Source organism: Agarivorans sp. Alg241-V36 (genome assembly GCF_900537085.1).
GTDB lineage: Bacteria > Pseudomonadota > Gammaproteobacteria > Enterobacterales > Celerinatantimonadaceae > Agarivorans.
Window position 1 is genome coordinate 520,313 of sequence record NZ_UNRE01000003.1, and the last position, 15,602, is coordinate 535,914.

Sequence of the window (15,602 nt, forward strand, 5' to 3'; positions counted from 1 at the left end):
CTAACGCGCGTTAACGGCCCAGGTTGTTTCGTGGTGTTGCTCCGGATGACGCGGCACCAAGAAAGAAAACGCTAAAGAAGCCACCGCAATGCCCGCCCCTATCCAAAATACCAAAGACGAAGAATACAACCACACCAGTCCCAACAATGCGGGCAACACCACTGCCGCAATATGGTTAATGGTAAAGCTCACACCCGCAGAGCTGGCAATATCGGCCGGATCTGCGATTTTTTGGAAGTAACTTTTAATCGCAATTGCCATGGCAAAAAATAGATGGTCGATAATATATAAACCTGCAGCCCACTCTGCGGTTTCTACCATCGCATAACCAGCAAACACAAATATCAAGCCAGTGTACTCAATGATTAAAGCGCGGCGCTCGCCAATGCGACCGATTAGCTGGCCGATTTTTCCAGCGAATAAAATATTCAGAACTTGGTTAGCAAGGTAAAGCAATGCAATGTCCGACACCGAATAATCAAACTTCTCCACCATCAAGAACCCAGCAAACACCACGAATATTTGCCTACGTGCTCCGCTTAAGAATACCAAGGTATAAAACAACCAATAGCGCTGGCGCAGTATTAGCCGCTTATGTTGCTCGTGTTCGGCGGTGTAATGCGGAAAGCGCAAGGCGATAAACAACACCGCTAGAATTGTTGCGCCGCCGAATATTGCGTAAAGCGAGACATATTCAAACTCGGTGTACTCAAGCAAGGCCCACAAAGAGCTATAGGCTAACACTGCAGCCGCACCTTTTACCGCAAGCGCCTTACCCATAAAGGCTGGTGTTTCGTCTTTTGGGATCCACTGTAGGGTTAAAGATTGATTCACCGTTTCGAAATAGTGAAAGCCCACCGACATGAGCACCGTAGTAAAGTACAAGCCATATACGCTAGGAAAAAAGCCAGTAAGAGTAATGCCAATGGCCAATACCAATAAACTTAATAAGGCAAAGGTTTGCTCTTTAAGCACCAGCAACACAAAGATAGCGGTAAAAGCTAAAAACCCAGGGATCTCACGAAGGCTTTGCAAAATGCCAATTTCACGGCCAGTAAACTGGGCGACTTCGATAGCAAAGTTATTGAGCAATACCATCCAAATAGAAAAGCTGAAGGGCATCAAAAACGCCATCATTAACAGAAGTTGTTTCTTAGAACGCTGCATCGTAATCCTTGAAGAAGTTAACCGAGTTTTAGCTCAGTTCAGAAAAAGCTAAGCGAATACCAAAGGCGGCAAATAATCCGCCCAAGCTGCGATTTAACCAACACTTGAGTTTGTCGCTAGCTTGTACACGGCCAGAAATGGAGGCGCTTAACCAAGCTAAAATGTGGCTCCAAATAATCGCATTCATATTAAATACCAAACCCAAAACCACAAATGCCAAGGCTTTATTGGGCTCTGCAGCGTCGATAAACTGAGGAACAAAAGCTAAGAAAAATAACGCCACCTTGGGGTTTAAACTATTGGTGAGAAAACCCTGCCTAAATATTTTTGAATACTTAGCGCCAGCTTCCTTACCACTAGCTAAAGACATAGACGCAGCAGGCTTGTTTTTAGCAAGTGCCATAGATAAACCCATATACAGCAAGTAAACGCAGCCAATCACCTTAACCACTGTAAAAGCCGCCGCCGAGCTAGCTAATATGGCCGACAGGCCAAATGCTGCGGCACCAATATGCACAAAGGTGCCCGCGCCAATACCTAAAGCGGCCACCGAACCGGCTTTAAACCCTTGGCTAGCACTGCGCGCCATTACGTAAAGAGAATCTGGCCCTGGGATCAAATTAAGTAGAATACCTGAAACAACAAATAGCCAAAATTCGTTAATGCCTAACATGGCTGCTACTCCCTTAGTGTTTTGCACCGTGCAACTTAGCTCTCAAGACTAGCATGGAGCCTGCGGTTCAAGCTAAGAGGAATTGGCTATTTACCCTTTCAAAATCGAAATAAAATCTGGTGAAGGCCGAAGAGGCTGTGCGCGGTAAGAGCGTCAGTTTACCCAGTGAGTATCACTAGTGCGCATTAGCAAACTAGCAAAACAGAACTCTCCGCCCACCGGTTTTAACCACCGCTTTTAACCACCGCTTTCTATTGCGATAGAGCGAGTACGGTCGGCACAACGCTTGGAATGCTTTAGGTAAGCGTCCTCAAGAACAATATTGACAAGGTGAAATGAGAATGAGTAGAAACAAAGAAGGCAGCGAACAGTGCCTAAACTTAAGCACTGCGTTTGTCACTGGCGATTAGTTGAGCTTAGCTAGCAGAATATAGCTGAACACAATTTCTACCTTGGTCTTTAGCCATGTACAGCGCTTTATCCGCTTGTTGTAACAGCTCTTTTAAGGCCTGCTTACTGTTGCTGCTTGCTACTCCAAAACTGGCAGTACAAGTAAAATTAGACTCACCAACAATCGGAATAATGTGCTTAGAAACCCGTTCACGCATCCGCTCTGCCACTTGCTGGGCTTGAGTTAGGCTAGTGTTTGGCATGGCAATTACAAACTCTTCGCCGCCAATACGAGCAAATAGATCTTGCTCGCGGCATATCGCATTAATCTCTTTACTTATTTCAACCAAACACAAATCCCCGACTACGTGGCCGTAGCGATCATTAATGCTTTTAAAGTAATCAAAATCTAGCAACACCACACTTAGGGTTTGACCGAGTTTATTAGACTGCTCCAATAGCTCGTTACCCTTGGCAAAAAAACAGTGGCGATTAGCCAAACCGGTTAAGGAATCGGTAGAGGCTTGCAGAGTAAGCTGCTTTTCATTGGCTTCAATCTGGCGTGCAAAAATGGTGAGTACAAACACCACCTCTATCATGTTTACCAATACAACCGATTGATAAAGCAGGTGATTAGTGGCCGCATCAAGCTCGATAAGCGGGTTTAAATTAAGCGTGTTTTCACAATAGAGGAACAGGCCGACCGATGCGGCACTTAGTGCCATCATTTCGCGTCGCTGATTAAGCTCAAACAGCAAAAAAGCGCCGGTAGGCACTAAGAAATAATAAAGATGAAAACCACTTTGATTGGTCACATAAACATTGGTGCAAATAAGCAAGTGCACCATTAACACCGAGAAAAACCAGGTTTTAGCGCCAGATATATGACCCTTAAGCATAAATGCTAAAGTAGCAAAATAAGCCAAAGTAAAACCGAAGTTGATCAAAGCTACCGTGCTGTTGTCTAACAATAGCCAATAGTTAAGCGAGTACAGGCCTGAGATAACAGTGGTTATCAAGGCGATGATGTTAGTGAGTTTTATGCGACTAATTGCCGCAAAAGAGTGCCCATCGGCCCCTAAATTTATAAGTGTTTTAATTTGCATATTTTATCTGAAACTTCCCTTTCCAAGTACAGACTAACATACAAATTCGTAACAAATTATTTCAAATTCACATTTTATTAAGCTAAGCCAAAGCTGCAAACGTCGCCAATAACAGAGCGAAAAGTCAGTAAAATTCATTATTTTTTAATTTACAGCAAGTTAAAGCTAATACTGAAATACTCAAAAGACTAAGCTGACCTAAAAAGCCACTTGCTAACACTTATGCCAGAAGCCCCAGCTAAGCACCCAAGTAAAATCTATCACTTGGGCATTTCTACCAGCAAATGCCCTTGCTGCGCTTGGCTTAAGTCCACTTTAAAGCGCTGCGGTGACCAGCCGTGTACTTTATCGCGCGCCTCAATATAAACCATTGAGCCCACTGCAGGGTGCGGCACATTACTTAAACTGCGGGTAAATGGCTGCTCATTAACATGAGGATGCAACAGTTCGCGCTCACCTAAAACGTTGCCGTTCACGTCGACGACTCGCCACATGTTGGCGTAATGATCCCAACCTGTATCGCCGTGTAATAAAGACACGTCAACCTTCCAGCTGCGTTGTCCGTCTTGGGTAAACTCTGCCGCCACAATAGTAACGTCATTAGCAAAAGCAGAAGTAGCCATAAGGCTTACAGACAAAAAACTAGCTTGAACAAGTCGAGAAAGCGTGAGAATTGAGCGTTGCATAATGATGCCTTTAGCTGCAGAGCGTAATACTTAGACACTAGCAGCTAAGGTAAATATTGAGTAGTAGAGTTTTGTAAGAGGCAAGCTAGTGGCTAAGCCATTGTTCGGCTTGTTCAAGCTGATTCATATCAAAAGCTTTAATGCTTAAGCCAGGAATAAGCTTACCTTCCAATTCGCTAATGGTTTGCACCCATTGTTTATCACACAGCACGGCAGCGCGCTCAAACTGGCGGATCAACTTAAACATCTCGGGAATGCGGGCAAACTCTACTGCTATAGCGCTTAAGGTTGGCAAAGCAAAATCTTCAATTCGATACAGCATTTGGCCCTTTTCAATGCCTAGAGCTTTGCTACTAAGCTCATCTAGAGCTAGCTTCATTTCCTCTGCATCTAATTTGCCACCAAATTCTATATCTAAGCGGTTATCGGCTACTTTTGTTACCTTAAACACTGTGACACTCCAAAGCGAAATTGAGATTGATAAGGTCACTTTATGCTAAACACAATGCATAGATATTGCGTTAGATCGCTTTTGTAAGAGCTTACTAGCGGTAAAAAATGGCCAACCAAATGGTAGCGGTGTTTGCTGCGGTTTCGGCCACTCTATGCTTTTTATGAGCGGGAATGTTTAAGCAATCCCCCTTAGCTAAGGCAATTACTTCTCCATCTTCAAATTCTATAACTGCCGAGCCCTCTAATACGCTAAGCCATTCGTTTTCATCTTGATCATACCAACCCTGCTCGGGTGAAGACTGCCCATAGGAAACAATCCGCTCCACTCTCACACCATCGGTATGCAATAAGTCCTTAAAGTGTTCTTGGCTGGTATCTTTGGGCAACTTAGCAAACAAATTATCCATAGCACTTCCTCATATTACTGAGCTGACTCGCTTATTTAGCTAAACCAAGCCCGCTTAAGGTTTGATTAACTATCGCCAATAATTCTGCTTCGCTAGTGAGTACTTTCGACAATACGCTCACCCCCATAAGCAAGCTTTGTAGGGCTAATGCGGTTTCTCTGATATTTGGCGCTGCGAGCTCTCCATTAGCGACCGCTAATTGCAACAAGTGCTCGAAGCGAGCGATATTGGCGTGCACCATATGACTAAGGTCTTCACCGAGGGTTTTATCTACCGCCACCAGCTCGGAAATCGAGTTAATCACCAAGCAACCTCGCGCTTGAGGATCATCGGCTCTAAACCGACATACATCGGCAAAAAACGCGTTAATTAAGGCTAATACGCTGCTGTGTTGTTCTGGTTTATTCAAAACTTGGTCAGGGGTGATAGTGGCGTAAAGGTCTAGCGTTTCCAAAAACAGCGCTTGGCGACTACCAAATGCGTTGTAAAAACTCGAGCGGGTAATGCCTAGCTTTTCCGATAAAGCCTTAACCGAACACGCCTCGTAGCCATGTAACCAAAACTCATTCATGCAGTTTTCGATTGCTGCTGAACGATCAAACTTTGCGGCTCTACCCATTATTCCTCTATACCACCTAAATGTTCACCTATGTACAAATTAGCATAATTGTTGTTAGCTGACTAATACCGAGCTCCAAAGCTTGCCCATCAAATCATTCTCCCCAACAAATTGAGATCAACTGTGATTTATTTATGTACAACTATGGACAAAATTAGTTTCAAGATCTAAATTGTACATAGGTGTACAATAATTTATGCCTCTTGGGCGCAGTTAACAGGCCCTGCTTTATCTTGATTTAATGAAAGCCAACCAAAAGGACGACTGAGAAATGACTGCATTTTTTATTGCAACAAGCCAAGTAAAAGACCCAGACAAATTTGCTCAATATGGCCAACAAGCTGCCGCAACATTAAATGAATTTGGTGGAGAGCTGGTAATTAAAGGGAAGTTTTCTGGCAACCTCAGCGGCGCTAACGAGCACGATGCTGTGGGCGTGATTAAGTTTCCTAATATGGGCAAACTGCAAAGCTGGTACGACAGCCCCAACTACCAAGCACTACTGCCACTTAGAGAGCAAGCCGTATTTATGAACATTAGCACTTACGCAGTGCCAGAATAGGCGGTATTAAGCACCAAACACTTAAGCTTTATGGCCAGATTTACGCGAGTGGATCTGGCTTAGTTTCACTCTATTCAGCGATCTATTACCCTACTCAGACAGCAAAAAACAGCTAAGCTAATAGCATCAATAGCATCAATAGCGCCAGTAGAGGTTTAGCTGACCAGTGAAAATGACCAAGGTACTTGCCATTGCTTTAAGCTTTGTTTGTTACTCGGCATTAGCAAATCAAGGCGCAGCCAACATTCGTATAGTCATGCAGCCAGCGGTAAGTCAGGCGGATAAAGAAAGCCGCGCACTTATAAAACGTAGCAAGGTAAACCAGCATTTTAGCCAATTAGTCGACCAACTTTTCAACTTTAGACAAGCCGTCACCTTAGAATATGGCATTAATGACGGCCCCCTATATGACCCTAACGCTCACGGCATTTATATTCCCTATGCTTTTGTTGATGAAACCCTGCACTTTTTCTCCAGTAATAATTACCAAAAGCAATACGGAGTTAGCGCCGAAGAAGCTGCCATAGACACACTATTGCATACCTTGTTGCATGAGTTGGGGCACGCATACATTACTGACCAAAAAATTCCGATACTAGGAAAGGAAGAAGATGCCGCCGACAACTTAGCGACCATTGTATTACTCAACTACGTTGAGCTAGGTGATGAAGTAGCCATAAGTGCCGCCGATATGTTTGCTTTTGAATCGGAAGACAAGCCCAAATTTTACGAGCTAAGCGAATACATAAATGAACACAGTTTTGATTTACAACGATATTTTTCAACCTTATGTCTAGTCTATGGCTCTAACCCTAAGCGTTATCCCAAATTACTAAACGAGATTGATACCAACTACTTGGCAGAACGCCAAGAGTTTTGCATTCAGCAGTACCAGCAAACCAACCAAAGCTGGCACACCTATTTAAAACAGCCTTAAAGCTGATTTGCCAGTTTGTCGCTTAATACTGCTTCCAACTGACTAAAGCCTTTCACCAAGCTATTTAGCTCTTGGCCGCCCATGGCCTTTACTAAATGTTTATCCAGTTCAAGCAATAACAACCTTGCGTCTGCCATTAACCGCTCACCTTGATCAGTAAACAAAATCTGCTTTTGTTTGCCTACTCCATCTCGCTGTTCTAAGTAACCTTTACTGGATAAATCTTTTACCGTTTTTGCCACCATTTGGCGGCTTACGCCTAAATTACGGGCGATCTCAGAGCCGAAGTTAATTCCGCAATCCAAGGCGCTAAGAAACATTAATGTGGCAGGGCTAATCGCGCTATACCCCTTACGTGTTAACGCTTCACTTAAGTAGTTGCTCGCTAAGTCTTGAATTTTTCCTGTGGTCATAACCAACTGCAAGGCATGGCTATCAACCATAGCAACACCTTTTTGTGTCAACCTTGTTGACATACCTACTCCCCATTACTAGGCTTATGTCAACCAAGTATACATAAGGAGCAACTATGAAACATCTCTATCTGTTTTTGGCTATAGCGGGGGCTATCGTACCCTATGTGTTTTTCATTGAGTTTATTAAGCTGCATGGCGTTAACTTAGGGCTATTTATTCCTGCCTTATTTGCTAATGGTGCAGCTGGTGGATTTAGCGCAGACTTACTGATTAGTTCATTGGTATTTTGGCTGTTCATGATTAACGATAAGCAAGCACATAGCCCAAAGCCCCTCTGGTTTATCGTAATTAACCTAAGCATTGGCTTAAGCTGCGCCCTCCCCGCGTACTTATATGTAAAAGCTCTCAGGCAGCAAACCGCTGCGCCGGCTATTGCCTAGCGAAACTTTTGCATGCCACTAAACATAGGCTCAAGCAGAAGCTTGAGCTTTTTTCATCTCAGGTTACTTTGCTAAAAAATGCTGCGACAACTTCTTCTATTTCGGGCTCACGCTTACTAAGACGCAATCAATTAGTGTTCAAACAACGTACAACTTAACTCGACATAGCTCACACTTTTCTTTATAGTCCGCCACCTTATACGCATACCTTTGCGTGCTTACTTCACAACATCATTGTTCATCTCAGGATTATCTTTTGATTTCTACCGCAAACATCACCATGCAGTTTGGCGCTACGCCTTTGTTCGAAAACATTTCAGCTAAGTTTGGTAACGGAAACCGTTACGGCTTAATTGGCGCTAACGGTTGCGGCAAATCAACCTTTATGAAGATCCTTAGCGGTGAGTTAGCACCCAGCTCAGGTAACGTATCTATCACCCCAGGTGAAACCGTAGGTACGCTAAGCCAAGACCAGTTTGCTTTTGAAGAGCACACCGTGGTTGATACGGTAATTATGGGTGATGTAGCACTTTGGAAAGTAAAACAAGAGCGTGACCGCATTTATGCTCTACCTGAAATGTCTGAAGAAGATGGCATGAAAGTGGCCAACTTAGAAACCGAGTTTGCCGAAATGGACGGCTACAGCGCCGAAAGTCGTGCTGGCGAAATCTTACTAGAAGCCGGTATTGCGGAAGAGTTCCATTACGGTTTAATGGCGCAGGTTGCACCAGGTTGGAAGCTACGTGTGCTGTTAGCTCAAGCGCTATTTGCCAACCCAGATATTTTGCTACTCGACGAACCAACCAACAACTTGGATATTCATACCATTGAGTGGTTAGGCACCGTGCTCAATCAGCGCAAGTGCACCATGATTATCATCTCGCACGACCGCCACTTTTTAAATTCGGTATGTACTCACATGGCCGACATCGACTATGGCGAGCTGCGTATTTACCCAGGTAACTACGAGAAGTTTATTGAAGCCTCCTCGCTAATTAGAGAACAGCTGCATACCGAAAATGCCAAAAAGAGCGCTGAAATAGACGAGCTACAAGCCTTTGTTAACCGCTTCTCGGCCAACGCTTCTAAAGCTAAGCAAGCTACCTCTCGTGCTAAGCGTATGGAGAAAATCACCCTAGATGAAGTAAAAGCCTCTAGCCGTAGAACGCCATCAATTGCCTTACAGCAAGACAAAAAGCTGCACCGCCAAGCTTTAGTAACCGAAGACCTAGGCCACGGCTTTGATGAAGGTCCACTGTTTCAAAACGGTAATATCATCTTAGAAGCGGGTGCAAAACTTGCCGTAATTGGCGAAAACGGCGTAGGTAAAACTACCTTCTTACGTTGTTTAATTGAGCAATTGTCGGCTAATCAGGGCTCCGTTAAGTGGTCAGAAAACGCCGAGATTGGTTACTGCCCGCAAGACAGCACCAGTGATTTTGATAATGATTTAACCTTGTTTGATTGGATGTCGCAGTGGCGCAACGCCAAACACGACGACTTAATGGTGCGTGGTTTATTAGGCCGTTTGCTGTTTACCGCTGACGACTTTAATAAAAAAGCTAAGGTATGTTCAGGTGGTGAAAAGAACCGTTTGTTGTTTGGCAAATTAATGCTGCAAAACCGCAATGTATTAGTGATGGACGAGCCCACCAACCACTTAGATATGGAAGCGATTGAAGCCTTAAACAGCGCCTTAGAACTTTACGACGGCACGCTTATTTTTGTCAGTCACGACCGTGAGTTTGTTTCGTCACTAGCAACCCGTATTGTTGAAATTAAAGACCAACAGGTGGTTGATTTCCAAGGCACTTATGAAGAGTACCTAGCAAGCCAAGAGCAACTTCAAAAAGTAGCTAACGGCTAAGTTTGCCGAAAGTTACAACATAAAAGCTCAAGCCTTGGCTTGAGCTTTTTTGTTTCAGATAAATAGATTATTGCCAAACAACCCTCAGCGCTGTTCTGCGCCACCAATTCAACCTAGTTATAGTTGAGCGGTAAGCAGTACAAAAATGTTCTGAATAGCCCTAAAAACAAAAAGCCACCCTCAATGAGGGTGGCCTTTTAAAACGCTTGATAGCTAGGCTATCGGGGCAAATGCATTAAGCTATTACAGCTCAATACTAACCACTTCGCCGTCTACAGTTAGCTCAAGCGTATTGCCAACGATGTTATGCGAAACGTCGACACTTTCACCATTGTTTTTATTTGGCACTAACAAGGTAACAACGTTATGCTCTTTTGCCGCTTTGAACTCAGTTTCAACGTGGCGATGCACTTCAAGATCTTTGAATTCGTAAGGGTCAACCTCACCAAAGCCTTCTACGTTTTTCACTGACAAGATATTGTCTGCAGAAGCGTTAATGAATTGAACGCTTAAGTTGGCGTTTTCACCACGAATCACAAAAGACTTGTCTGCTGTTTCAGTTGCAAAGGTTGTATGCATTAACCAAGTTAAGTCTTTCTCTTCAGTGAAGCTGGCTTTGTCTTGCATAACAAATACTTTGCCTTTCACAAACCAAATTTTACGCTTGTAAGATTCGATTTCTGGGGTGAAGAACTTGTACGAAGACGTAGCATCTCCTTCCACAAATTTAACATCAGATTCAGTATCGTAATCGGTGATGTTACCACCCGCTTCGATACAGTAACGGTCTTGGTGACCTTCAAATTTGGTGTTTTTGTTTTCGCCGTACTGCCCTTTACCACCAAATAGCGGCAAGTTTTTAGAGAAAGTATGACGACGCCATTTGGTGTGCATATCTACACCAAAGCCACCGTAGTAACCGGTAATAGAAGCTAGAGTTTCACCAAAGGCATGCAAGGTGAAAGCATTTTGGTCACCGTGTGAGTGGCTGATAGAGCCAAACGGTGAACACTTATATACCATGTGAATGTGCTCATCACGTTCGCACATCTTGTTGTGGAAGGCAGCCCAACCGGTGATTGGGAATACTTTCAATAATGGTTCGTTCGAAGGCGCTTGCTCTTCTGGCGCATCCCAAAGAATGTTGAAGCGAAGGTCGTCGTAACCAAAGTCCCACCAACCAAAGTTGTAGAACTTAGTGTGCGCTTCAGTATCGCGGCCTTTAAGCTGGTTGTAGTACCAAACGTATTCCGGTTTTTGGTTAACTCCGGCGTAGTGCTTAATGTTGTAAGCCAGTTTGAGCCCTGGGAAGTCACCAATTGAAGACTGGTCGCAGAAGCTCGCGCGCTTAGAGTGAACAGGCATACAATAAAGCGGGAAATCACCAGTGTTTTCGTAGAATGTTTTGTTAAACATGTCTACGCCACAATAAGCTTTTAGCAAATCAAATGCTTCGCCTAAGAAGGCTGTTTGAGTATTCCAGTAATCTGGACCTTCTGCCCAACCGCCATCTTCACCGCCCCATGGTGGGTAATGCACCGCGTAGTACTCTAGCGCATAAGCAATGTACTCGCCGGCTTTAGGGTGGTCGTGGTATAGCGCGATACAGGTAGGAATAATCGCCGAAGAAATTGAGCGAACACCGTGGCTGTTCAATGGATTGTTAAGTAGGTCAACGGTCACTTTAAGGTGGTGCATGATTTCGTCTAAACGAACAATCAAGGCATCTTTCACCGTTTCACGCTCTTCATCACTGAAGTGAGCGTTTAGCCAATCGTAACCCCAAGCCATGGCTGCAACTACACGGAACGCTGCTTCATCGTTATATCCGCGAGACGTTACACCTTCTGGATCGTAAGTCGCTAGCTTTAAGGTCCAAGCCTTGGCTTTTGCGATAAGATCGTCGTCTTCACTTACGATACCGGCAATCGATAGATTACGGGTTGCGTTTAGGGCCATTTGACAGTCTACGTACATTTGACGCCAGTAAGGGCGCCAAAGAGACGCTTTACCAACGGTTTCTTCTGGGTAGGCTTGTGGCTCTTCAAATGGCGCTGTATCAAAGAACTTCTCAGTAGAGTTCTTGATAAAGTCGTTGTACATGCAAAATGCAGGGTCGGCTTTAACTTTAGCTTGGAATTCCGCTAAGTCAGCAGACTGTAGTAATAGGCGTGGGCGCGCTTCGCTTAAGTTATCTAAGAAAGATAAATCGAAATCACGTTTTTGTACTTCAATCGGAAGTAGGTCTACCAAGTTGCCAGCTGAAGTGTCATTTTCTAACTTCATCTTTCTAATGGCATCTAGAGATTTTTGCTTACTCATACTAACTCTCTTAATTCAATAAAAGTGGAGAGGGGGATTCTTAAAAAATATTAATAGTATTGTATTATTAATACTGAATAAGGTAAAACCTAGCGCCTCAATTTCGGTCAAAAACGCGTGATCGATAGCAAATTTTCAACATGAACATCTAATTACTGGGTAAACCACAGAAGAAGTATGGGTGCCCTACTCGATTTTGCTGAGTTTTTTGAGCATTAAAACCCCTAGCCACCAAACAGGACATTTTGCTGGGTGTCTAACCATAGCGGGTGCTTAAACATGGCCTTAGAAAATAAGCGACTTTGCAAATGTTGGTTTAACCACGCTTGCAAGTGAGTATATGGACCATTTAGGTAGAGCTGCCGATTAACCTTGGAAAACTGTCGCACAAACGGTAACAAGGCGTAATCTAGCAAACTTGGTTGTTCTCCCATCAAAAAAGCATGCTGAGTTAAGCGTTGCTCTAGGTGTTGAACAAAGGGCTCACACTTCAACCTACAAGCTTCTAAATCATCATGATGATAGCGCTTAGCGTCTTTGTAGCGCTCTAAGTCAGGTTTAAATTGCCGATCATTTTGCTCAATAATTTGTAGCATTTCATCTAAGGCACCCGCTTGTTTTGAGTACAACAAGTCTTGCGGATCGTTACGCTGTAGCGCCCAAAGCATAATATCTAAGCTCTCGTCTATCACTTGATTATTTGCTGATTCAGGATGATTGGAATCACTTAAAACTAATACCGGCACAGTGCCTTTAGGTGATAAGGCTAGCATTTCTTCTGGCTTGTTTTTCATCACTATTGGCCGCAAATACACTGCTTGCTCTGCCAATAAAATCGCCAATCTTGCCCTCATCGCATAGGGGCAGTTTTGCAGGGAATATAAGATAGGTAATGCAGTCATCTTGGCAATTCACTCCTTTGGCTGCGTTTTGGCGTGAATGTTGGCGAAGATATACAGCGTTTGCGGCTCATATACTTCACCAAGTATAGTGTTAACACTGCTAACAAGGTGCTGGCAGTGTTAAATGTAAGCTTACAAACCTTGACTGTATTGGGCGTTGGTAGACACCGTTACCATGTCGTTTAGCTGCTGTTGCGCTTGTTCATTACCTTGCAAGAAGGCTTCAAATTGCGTCACCAATACGGTTTTGTCTAACTCGGCTTTAGAGCCCGCGCCAATGTTGGTGAGGTCAATGAAAAACTCATCAAACTGGCCAGCTAAGTCATTCACAATATCAAAGTTTAAGAACTGCTCGTGGTTGTAAATGCTCGGGTAACCGCCCTTTTGTTTATCTACAGCAAACGACACACCTTTCACATTAGTGATAGTGGTGGCTTTAGTACACTTAAGCATACAGCCATCTTCAATCGCCGGTTTGTTACAGCCTACGGTTTGCTGGAAGAAGCACTGGCGGCTAGTCATCATCAAAATAGGATGATAAATGCTGTAGAGCAATTTGAAATTATCTGGCTTAGTTATGTTTCTAATTTGCATGCGATTGATTTCATTTGAAATGAACGCACCTGCACAATTAAGCTCTTCTTTTAAGGTCACTAAAGCATGTGAATTGGTGGTATTTAAGAATGGGCCCGCTATCCACTCAATGCCCATTTGGTAAGCCTTAAAGGCCACACCGGTATTGTTGCTCACTATGCGAGCTGGGCGAACCTCTTCTAGTAAACGCACTGCTTCTAGATAATCTTTACCAATTAATACTGCCGGGAACCAAGGGATTAAACGTGGATTGCGTAGGAAAATATCTATGTACTTATTGTTACCGGTTTTAAAGCTCTCTGGCAGTTTAAAGTACACGTCTGATTCGGTTAAATCACATAGGTTTAAGTCTTTCTCATCAGCAATAAGCAGCGACATACTTGGCTTATTAGTATTACGCGGGTGCTTAAGCAAGGCTGGTACCTCAACCGCTGGCACATGGGGCACAGAATTGTTTAAGGCCAATATAGCTTGGTTTTTCAGCTCACTAATTTGCTTAAGCGGCAAACTTAGGTTGTCGGCTAGACCTGAGCAATCAAACTCAGCGTAATCGTAATCTCGATTAGCGAAATTTTTAAAACGCTTCTCAAGCAGGGCTTGGTCTAAAGACTGTTTACCCGCTTGGCTAAGCAACTCTTCAGTCGCCAGTTGATACACTTTGTCGTTATCACCAACGGTGAGTACTAAACGTAAGGGTTGGTTTAACTCACCAGAAAACTGAACCTTTAAAGGCTGCTTAGCAATGCTTAGGTACTTAACTTTTTCGGCCAGCTCTTCACCTATTTCGTTGCGCTCAGCATGAAGCCCTTTGCGTGCTTCTTTAATTTCTACCACCGATATGGCGTTATATTGTTGCACCGCGTGCTGCACACTGTGGTCACGCGGATTATCAATAAACATGTCCTTGGTAAGGTTGCCCTTTAAAAACGAGTTGGTGAAATCTCGGTTAAATACGCGATATAGGTTTGAATCGTCAGCCAGCAGTTTTCCGGTTTCAACAAACTTGTCGATATGTTTACGCCAGCTATCTACCACTGTGTAAACATAGTGAGCACCTTTAATGCGACCTTCAATTTTTAGCGAGTCAACTTGCGCGTCCACCAGCTCTGGCAAATCAAAATAGGCAGAATTGTCTTTTAGGTTAAGCGGGAAGCGATTGCCGGCATTGGTAATCTCGTATTCATCTCTACAAGCTTGGCTGCAACGGCCACGGTTACCCGAGTTACCCACACTTACCGAGCTTGAATAACACTGGCCAGAAAAGGCGATACACAAAGAGCCGTGCACAAACACTTCGGTTAATACATCGTGCTTATGGGCTAAAGCCGTTAAGGTTTTAATTTCTGTTAGATTAAGCTCGCGCGACAAGTTAAGCCGAGAAGCGCCAAGCTTGGCCAAAAACTCCACTTGCCCCTCGTTATGGGTAGTAAGCTGAGTAGAAGCATGAATATCTAAACTTGGGAAATGCTTTTTAACTAAGTTAAACATGCCCAAGTCTTGCACAATAATGCCGTTTAGGCTGGTATTTACCAGCTTGTTCAGCAGCTTAACCATGGCAGGAATTTCTTGCTCAAGAATCACCACGTTAAGGGTTAAAAACACCTCGCAGTCATACTTGTGTGCCAAGCGTAAAATGCCATTCAAATCATCAAAAGAAAGGTTAGAAGCGCGGTTGCGGGCATTAAAGGTATCTAAACCACAATACACCGCATTGGCTCCGGCAATTACCGCCGCTTTAATGGCTTCTACATCACCACCAGGGGCAAGCAATTCTATCTTTCTAGTCATTGTTCCAAACTCACTTTACTTGGGCTAACAGCCTTATTTTTACTGCGCGGGATTTTAACGGCAACAGAACACTATTGCTACAGTTAACTAACTTCGTGCAGCCTTAGATATTGGACCAAGCGCTTTTAGTCACTCTAGGCCATACATCTTGCCACTAGCCACAGCCTTACTTTGGCGATTCGCCCCACAAAGCACTAAGCAGCAACTAAACTATAGATAGAGCCCACAGCTTAAGGTGGGTGCTTAATAGCAAATGACCGATTGCTCGAACAA

General features: G+C 43.8%; 15 protein-coding genes. 4 read left to right on the forward strand and 11 right to left on the reverse strand.

The window, feature by feature from the left end:
* The 7 genes from G6R11_RS09725 to G6R11_RS09755 all read right to left on the reverse strand — a co-directional run bounded on the left by G6R11_RS09725 (nt 1) and on the right by G6R11_RS09755 (nt 5,501).
* The gene (locus G6R11_RS09725; protein ID WP_163132880.1) at nt 1–1,167 is read right to left on the reverse strand and encodes an MFS transporter; all 1,167 of its coding nucleotides are present in this window, start codon (nt 1,165–1,167) and stop codon (nt 1–3) included.
* A 28-nt stretch (nt 1,168–1,195) separates the two neighbouring features.
* Nucleotides 1,196–1,840: a LysE family translocator gene (locus G6R11_RS09730; RefSeq protein ID WP_163132881.1), complete on the reverse strand. Its 645-nt coding sequence runs from the start codon at nt 1,838–1,840 to the stop codon at nt 1,196–1,198.
* A 416-nt stretch (nt 1,841–2,256) separates the two neighbouring features.
* The gene (locus tag G6R11_RS09735) at nt 2,257–3,336 is read right to left on the reverse strand and encodes a GGDEF domain-containing protein (RefSeq protein WP_163132882.1); all 1,080 of its coding nucleotides are present in this window, start codon (nt 3,334–3,336) and stop codon (nt 2,257–2,259) included.
* A gap of 260 nt (nt 3,337–3,596) precedes the next feature.
* Nucleotides 3,597–4,022, reverse strand: a complete 426-nt coding sequence (locus G6R11_RS09740) for a hypothetical protein (protein WP_163132883.1) — start codon at nt 4,020–4,022, stop codon at nt 3,597–3,599.
* Between the two features lie 85 nt (nt 4,023–4,107).
* On the reverse strand, nt 4,108–4,473 hold the full coding sequence (locus G6R11_RS09745) for an STAS/SEC14 domain-containing protein (RefSeq protein WP_163132884.1): 366 nt from the start codon (nt 4,471–4,473) through the stop codon (nt 4,108–4,110).
* A gap of 94 nt (nt 4,474–4,567) precedes the next feature.
* Nucleotides 4,568–4,882: a cupin domain-containing protein gene (locus G6R11_RS09750; RefSeq protein WP_163132885.1), complete on the reverse strand. Its 315-nt coding sequence runs from the start codon at nt 4,880–4,882 to the stop codon at nt 4,568–4,570.
* Between the two features lie 31 nt (nt 4,883–4,913).
* On the reverse strand, nt 4,914–5,501 hold the full coding sequence (locus tag G6R11_RS09755) for a TetR/AcrR family transcriptional regulator (protein WP_163132886.1): 588 nt from the start codon (nt 5,499–5,501) through the stop codon (nt 4,914–4,916).
* 271 nt (nt 5,502–5,772) lie between these two features.
* Between G6R11_RS09755 and G6R11_RS09760 the strand changes: the two genes are divergently transcribed.
* A complete protein-coding gene (locus tag G6R11_RS09760; protein WP_163132887.1) occupies nt 5,773–6,063 on the forward strand; it encodes a DUF1330 domain-containing protein in 291 nt (96 codons plus the stop codon).
* A gap of 172 nt (nt 6,064–6,235) precedes the next feature.
* On the forward strand, nt 6,236–7,000 hold the full coding sequence (locus G6R11_RS09765; protein ID WP_240352434.1) for a DUF4344 domain-containing metallopeptidase: 765 nt from the start codon (nt 6,236–6,238) through the stop codon (nt 6,998–7,000).
* Here G6R11_RS09765 and G6R11_RS09770 read toward each other — a convergent pair.
* Nucleotides 6,997–7,476 carry an HTH domain-containing protein gene (locus G6R11_RS09770; protein ID WP_163132888.1) on the reverse strand — a complete coding sequence of 160 codons (480 nt, stop codon included), beginning with the start codon at nt 7,474–7,476 and terminating at the stop codon, nt 6,997–6,999. The genes G6R11_RS09765 and G6R11_RS09770 overlap by 4 nt on opposite strands.
* A 53-nt stretch (nt 7,477–7,529) precedes the next feature.
* Between G6R11_RS09770 and G6R11_RS09775 the strand changes: the two genes are divergently transcribed.
* Entirely contained in the window at nt 7,530–7,856 is a 327-nt protein-coding gene (locus G6R11_RS09775) for a DUF2834 domain-containing protein (RefSeq protein WP_163132889.1), read from the forward strand.
* A 256-nt stretch (nt 7,857–8,112) separates the two neighbouring features.
* Nucleotides 8,113–9,723, forward strand: a complete 1,611-nt coding sequence (locus G6R11_RS09780) for an ABC-F family ATPase (RefSeq protein ID WP_163132890.1) — start codon at nt 8,113–8,115, stop codon at nt 9,721–9,723.
* Nucleotides 9,724–9,966: 243 nt separating this feature from the next.
* Here the strand turns inward: G6R11_RS09780 and G6R11_RS09785 are convergent, their stop codons facing one another.
* From G6R11_RS09785 to G6R11_RS09795, 3 genes are all read right to left on the reverse strand, one after another.
* Nucleotides 9,967–12,045 carry a DUF4962 domain-containing protein gene (locus G6R11_RS09785; RefSeq protein WP_163132891.1) on the reverse strand — a complete coding sequence of 693 codons (2,079 nt, stop codon included), beginning with the start codon at nt 12,043–12,045 and terminating at the stop codon, nt 9,967–9,969.
* A gap of 224 nt (nt 12,046–12,269) precedes the next feature.
* The gene (locus tag G6R11_RS09790) at nt 12,270–12,947 is read right to left on the reverse strand and encodes a glutathione S-transferase (protein ID WP_163132892.1); all 678 of its coding nucleotides are present in this window, start codon (nt 12,945–12,947) and stop codon (nt 12,270–12,272) included.
* Nucleotides 12,948–13,079: 132 nt separating this feature from the next.
* Nucleotides 13,080–15,329, reverse strand: coding sequence for a peptidase U32 family protein (locus G6R11_RS09795; protein ID WP_163132893.1), 2,250 nt, complete (start codon nt 15,327–15,329; stop codon nt 13,080–13,082).
* Nucleotides 15,330–15,602 lie beyond the last annotated feature (273 nt).

What these genes read in the sequence shown, in the direction of transcription:
- G6R11_RS09725 (WP_163132880.1), bottom strand. Translation starts at nt 1,167, where the DNA reads ATGCAGCGTTCTAAGAAACAACTTCTGTTAATGATGGCGTTTTTGATG.
- G6R11_RS09730 (WP_163132881.1), bottom strand. Translation starts at nt 1,840, where the DNA reads ATGTTAGGCATTAACGAATTTTGGCTATTTGTTGTTTCAGGTATTCTA.
- G6R11_RS09735 (WP_163132882.1), bottom strand. Translation starts at nt 3,336, where the DNA reads ATGCAAATTAAAACACTTATAAATTTAGGGGCCGATGGGCACTCTTTT.
- G6R11_RS09740 (WP_163132883.1), bottom strand. Translation starts at nt 4,022, where the DNA reads ATGCAACGCTCAATTCTCACGCTTTCTCGACTTGTTCAAGCTAGTTTT.
- G6R11_RS09750 (WP_163132885.1), bottom strand. Translation starts at nt 4,882, where the DNA reads ATGGATAATTTGTTTGCTAAGTTGCCCAAAGATACCAGCCAAGAACAC.
- G6R11_RS09755 (WP_163132886.1), bottom strand. Translation starts at nt 5,501, where the DNA reads ATGGGTAGAGCCGCAAAGTTTGATCGTTCAGCAGCAATCGAAAACTGC.
- G6R11_RS09760 (WP_163132887.1), top strand. Translation starts at nt 5,773, where the DNA reads ATGACTGCATTTTTTATTGCAACAAGCCAAGTAAAAGACCCAGACAAA.
- G6R11_RS09765 (WP_240352434.1), top strand. Translation starts at nt 6,236, where the DNA reads ATGACCAAGGTACTTGCCATTGCTTTAAGCTTTGTTTGTTACTCGGCA.
- G6R11_RS09770 (WP_163132888.1), bottom strand. Translation starts at nt 7,476, where the DNA reads ATGTCAACAAGGTTGACACAAAAAGGTGTTGCTATGGTTGATAGCCAT.
- G6R11_RS09775 (WP_163132889.1), top strand. Translation starts at nt 7,530, where the DNA reads ATGAAACATCTCTATCTGTTTTTGGCTATAGCGGGGGCTATCGTACCC.
- G6R11_RS09785 (WP_163132891.1), bottom strand. Translation starts at nt 12,045, where the DNA reads ATGAGTAAGCAAAAATCTCTAGATGCCATTAGAAAGATGAAGTTAGAA.
- G6R11_RS09790 (WP_163132892.1), bottom strand. Translation starts at nt 12,947, where the DNA reads ATGACTGCATTACCTATCTTATATTCCCTGCAAAACTGCCCCTATGCG.
- G6R11_RS09795 (WP_163132893.1), bottom strand. Translation starts at nt 15,329, where the DNA reads ATGACTAGAAAGATAGAATTGCTTGCCCCTGGTGGTGATGTAGAAGCC.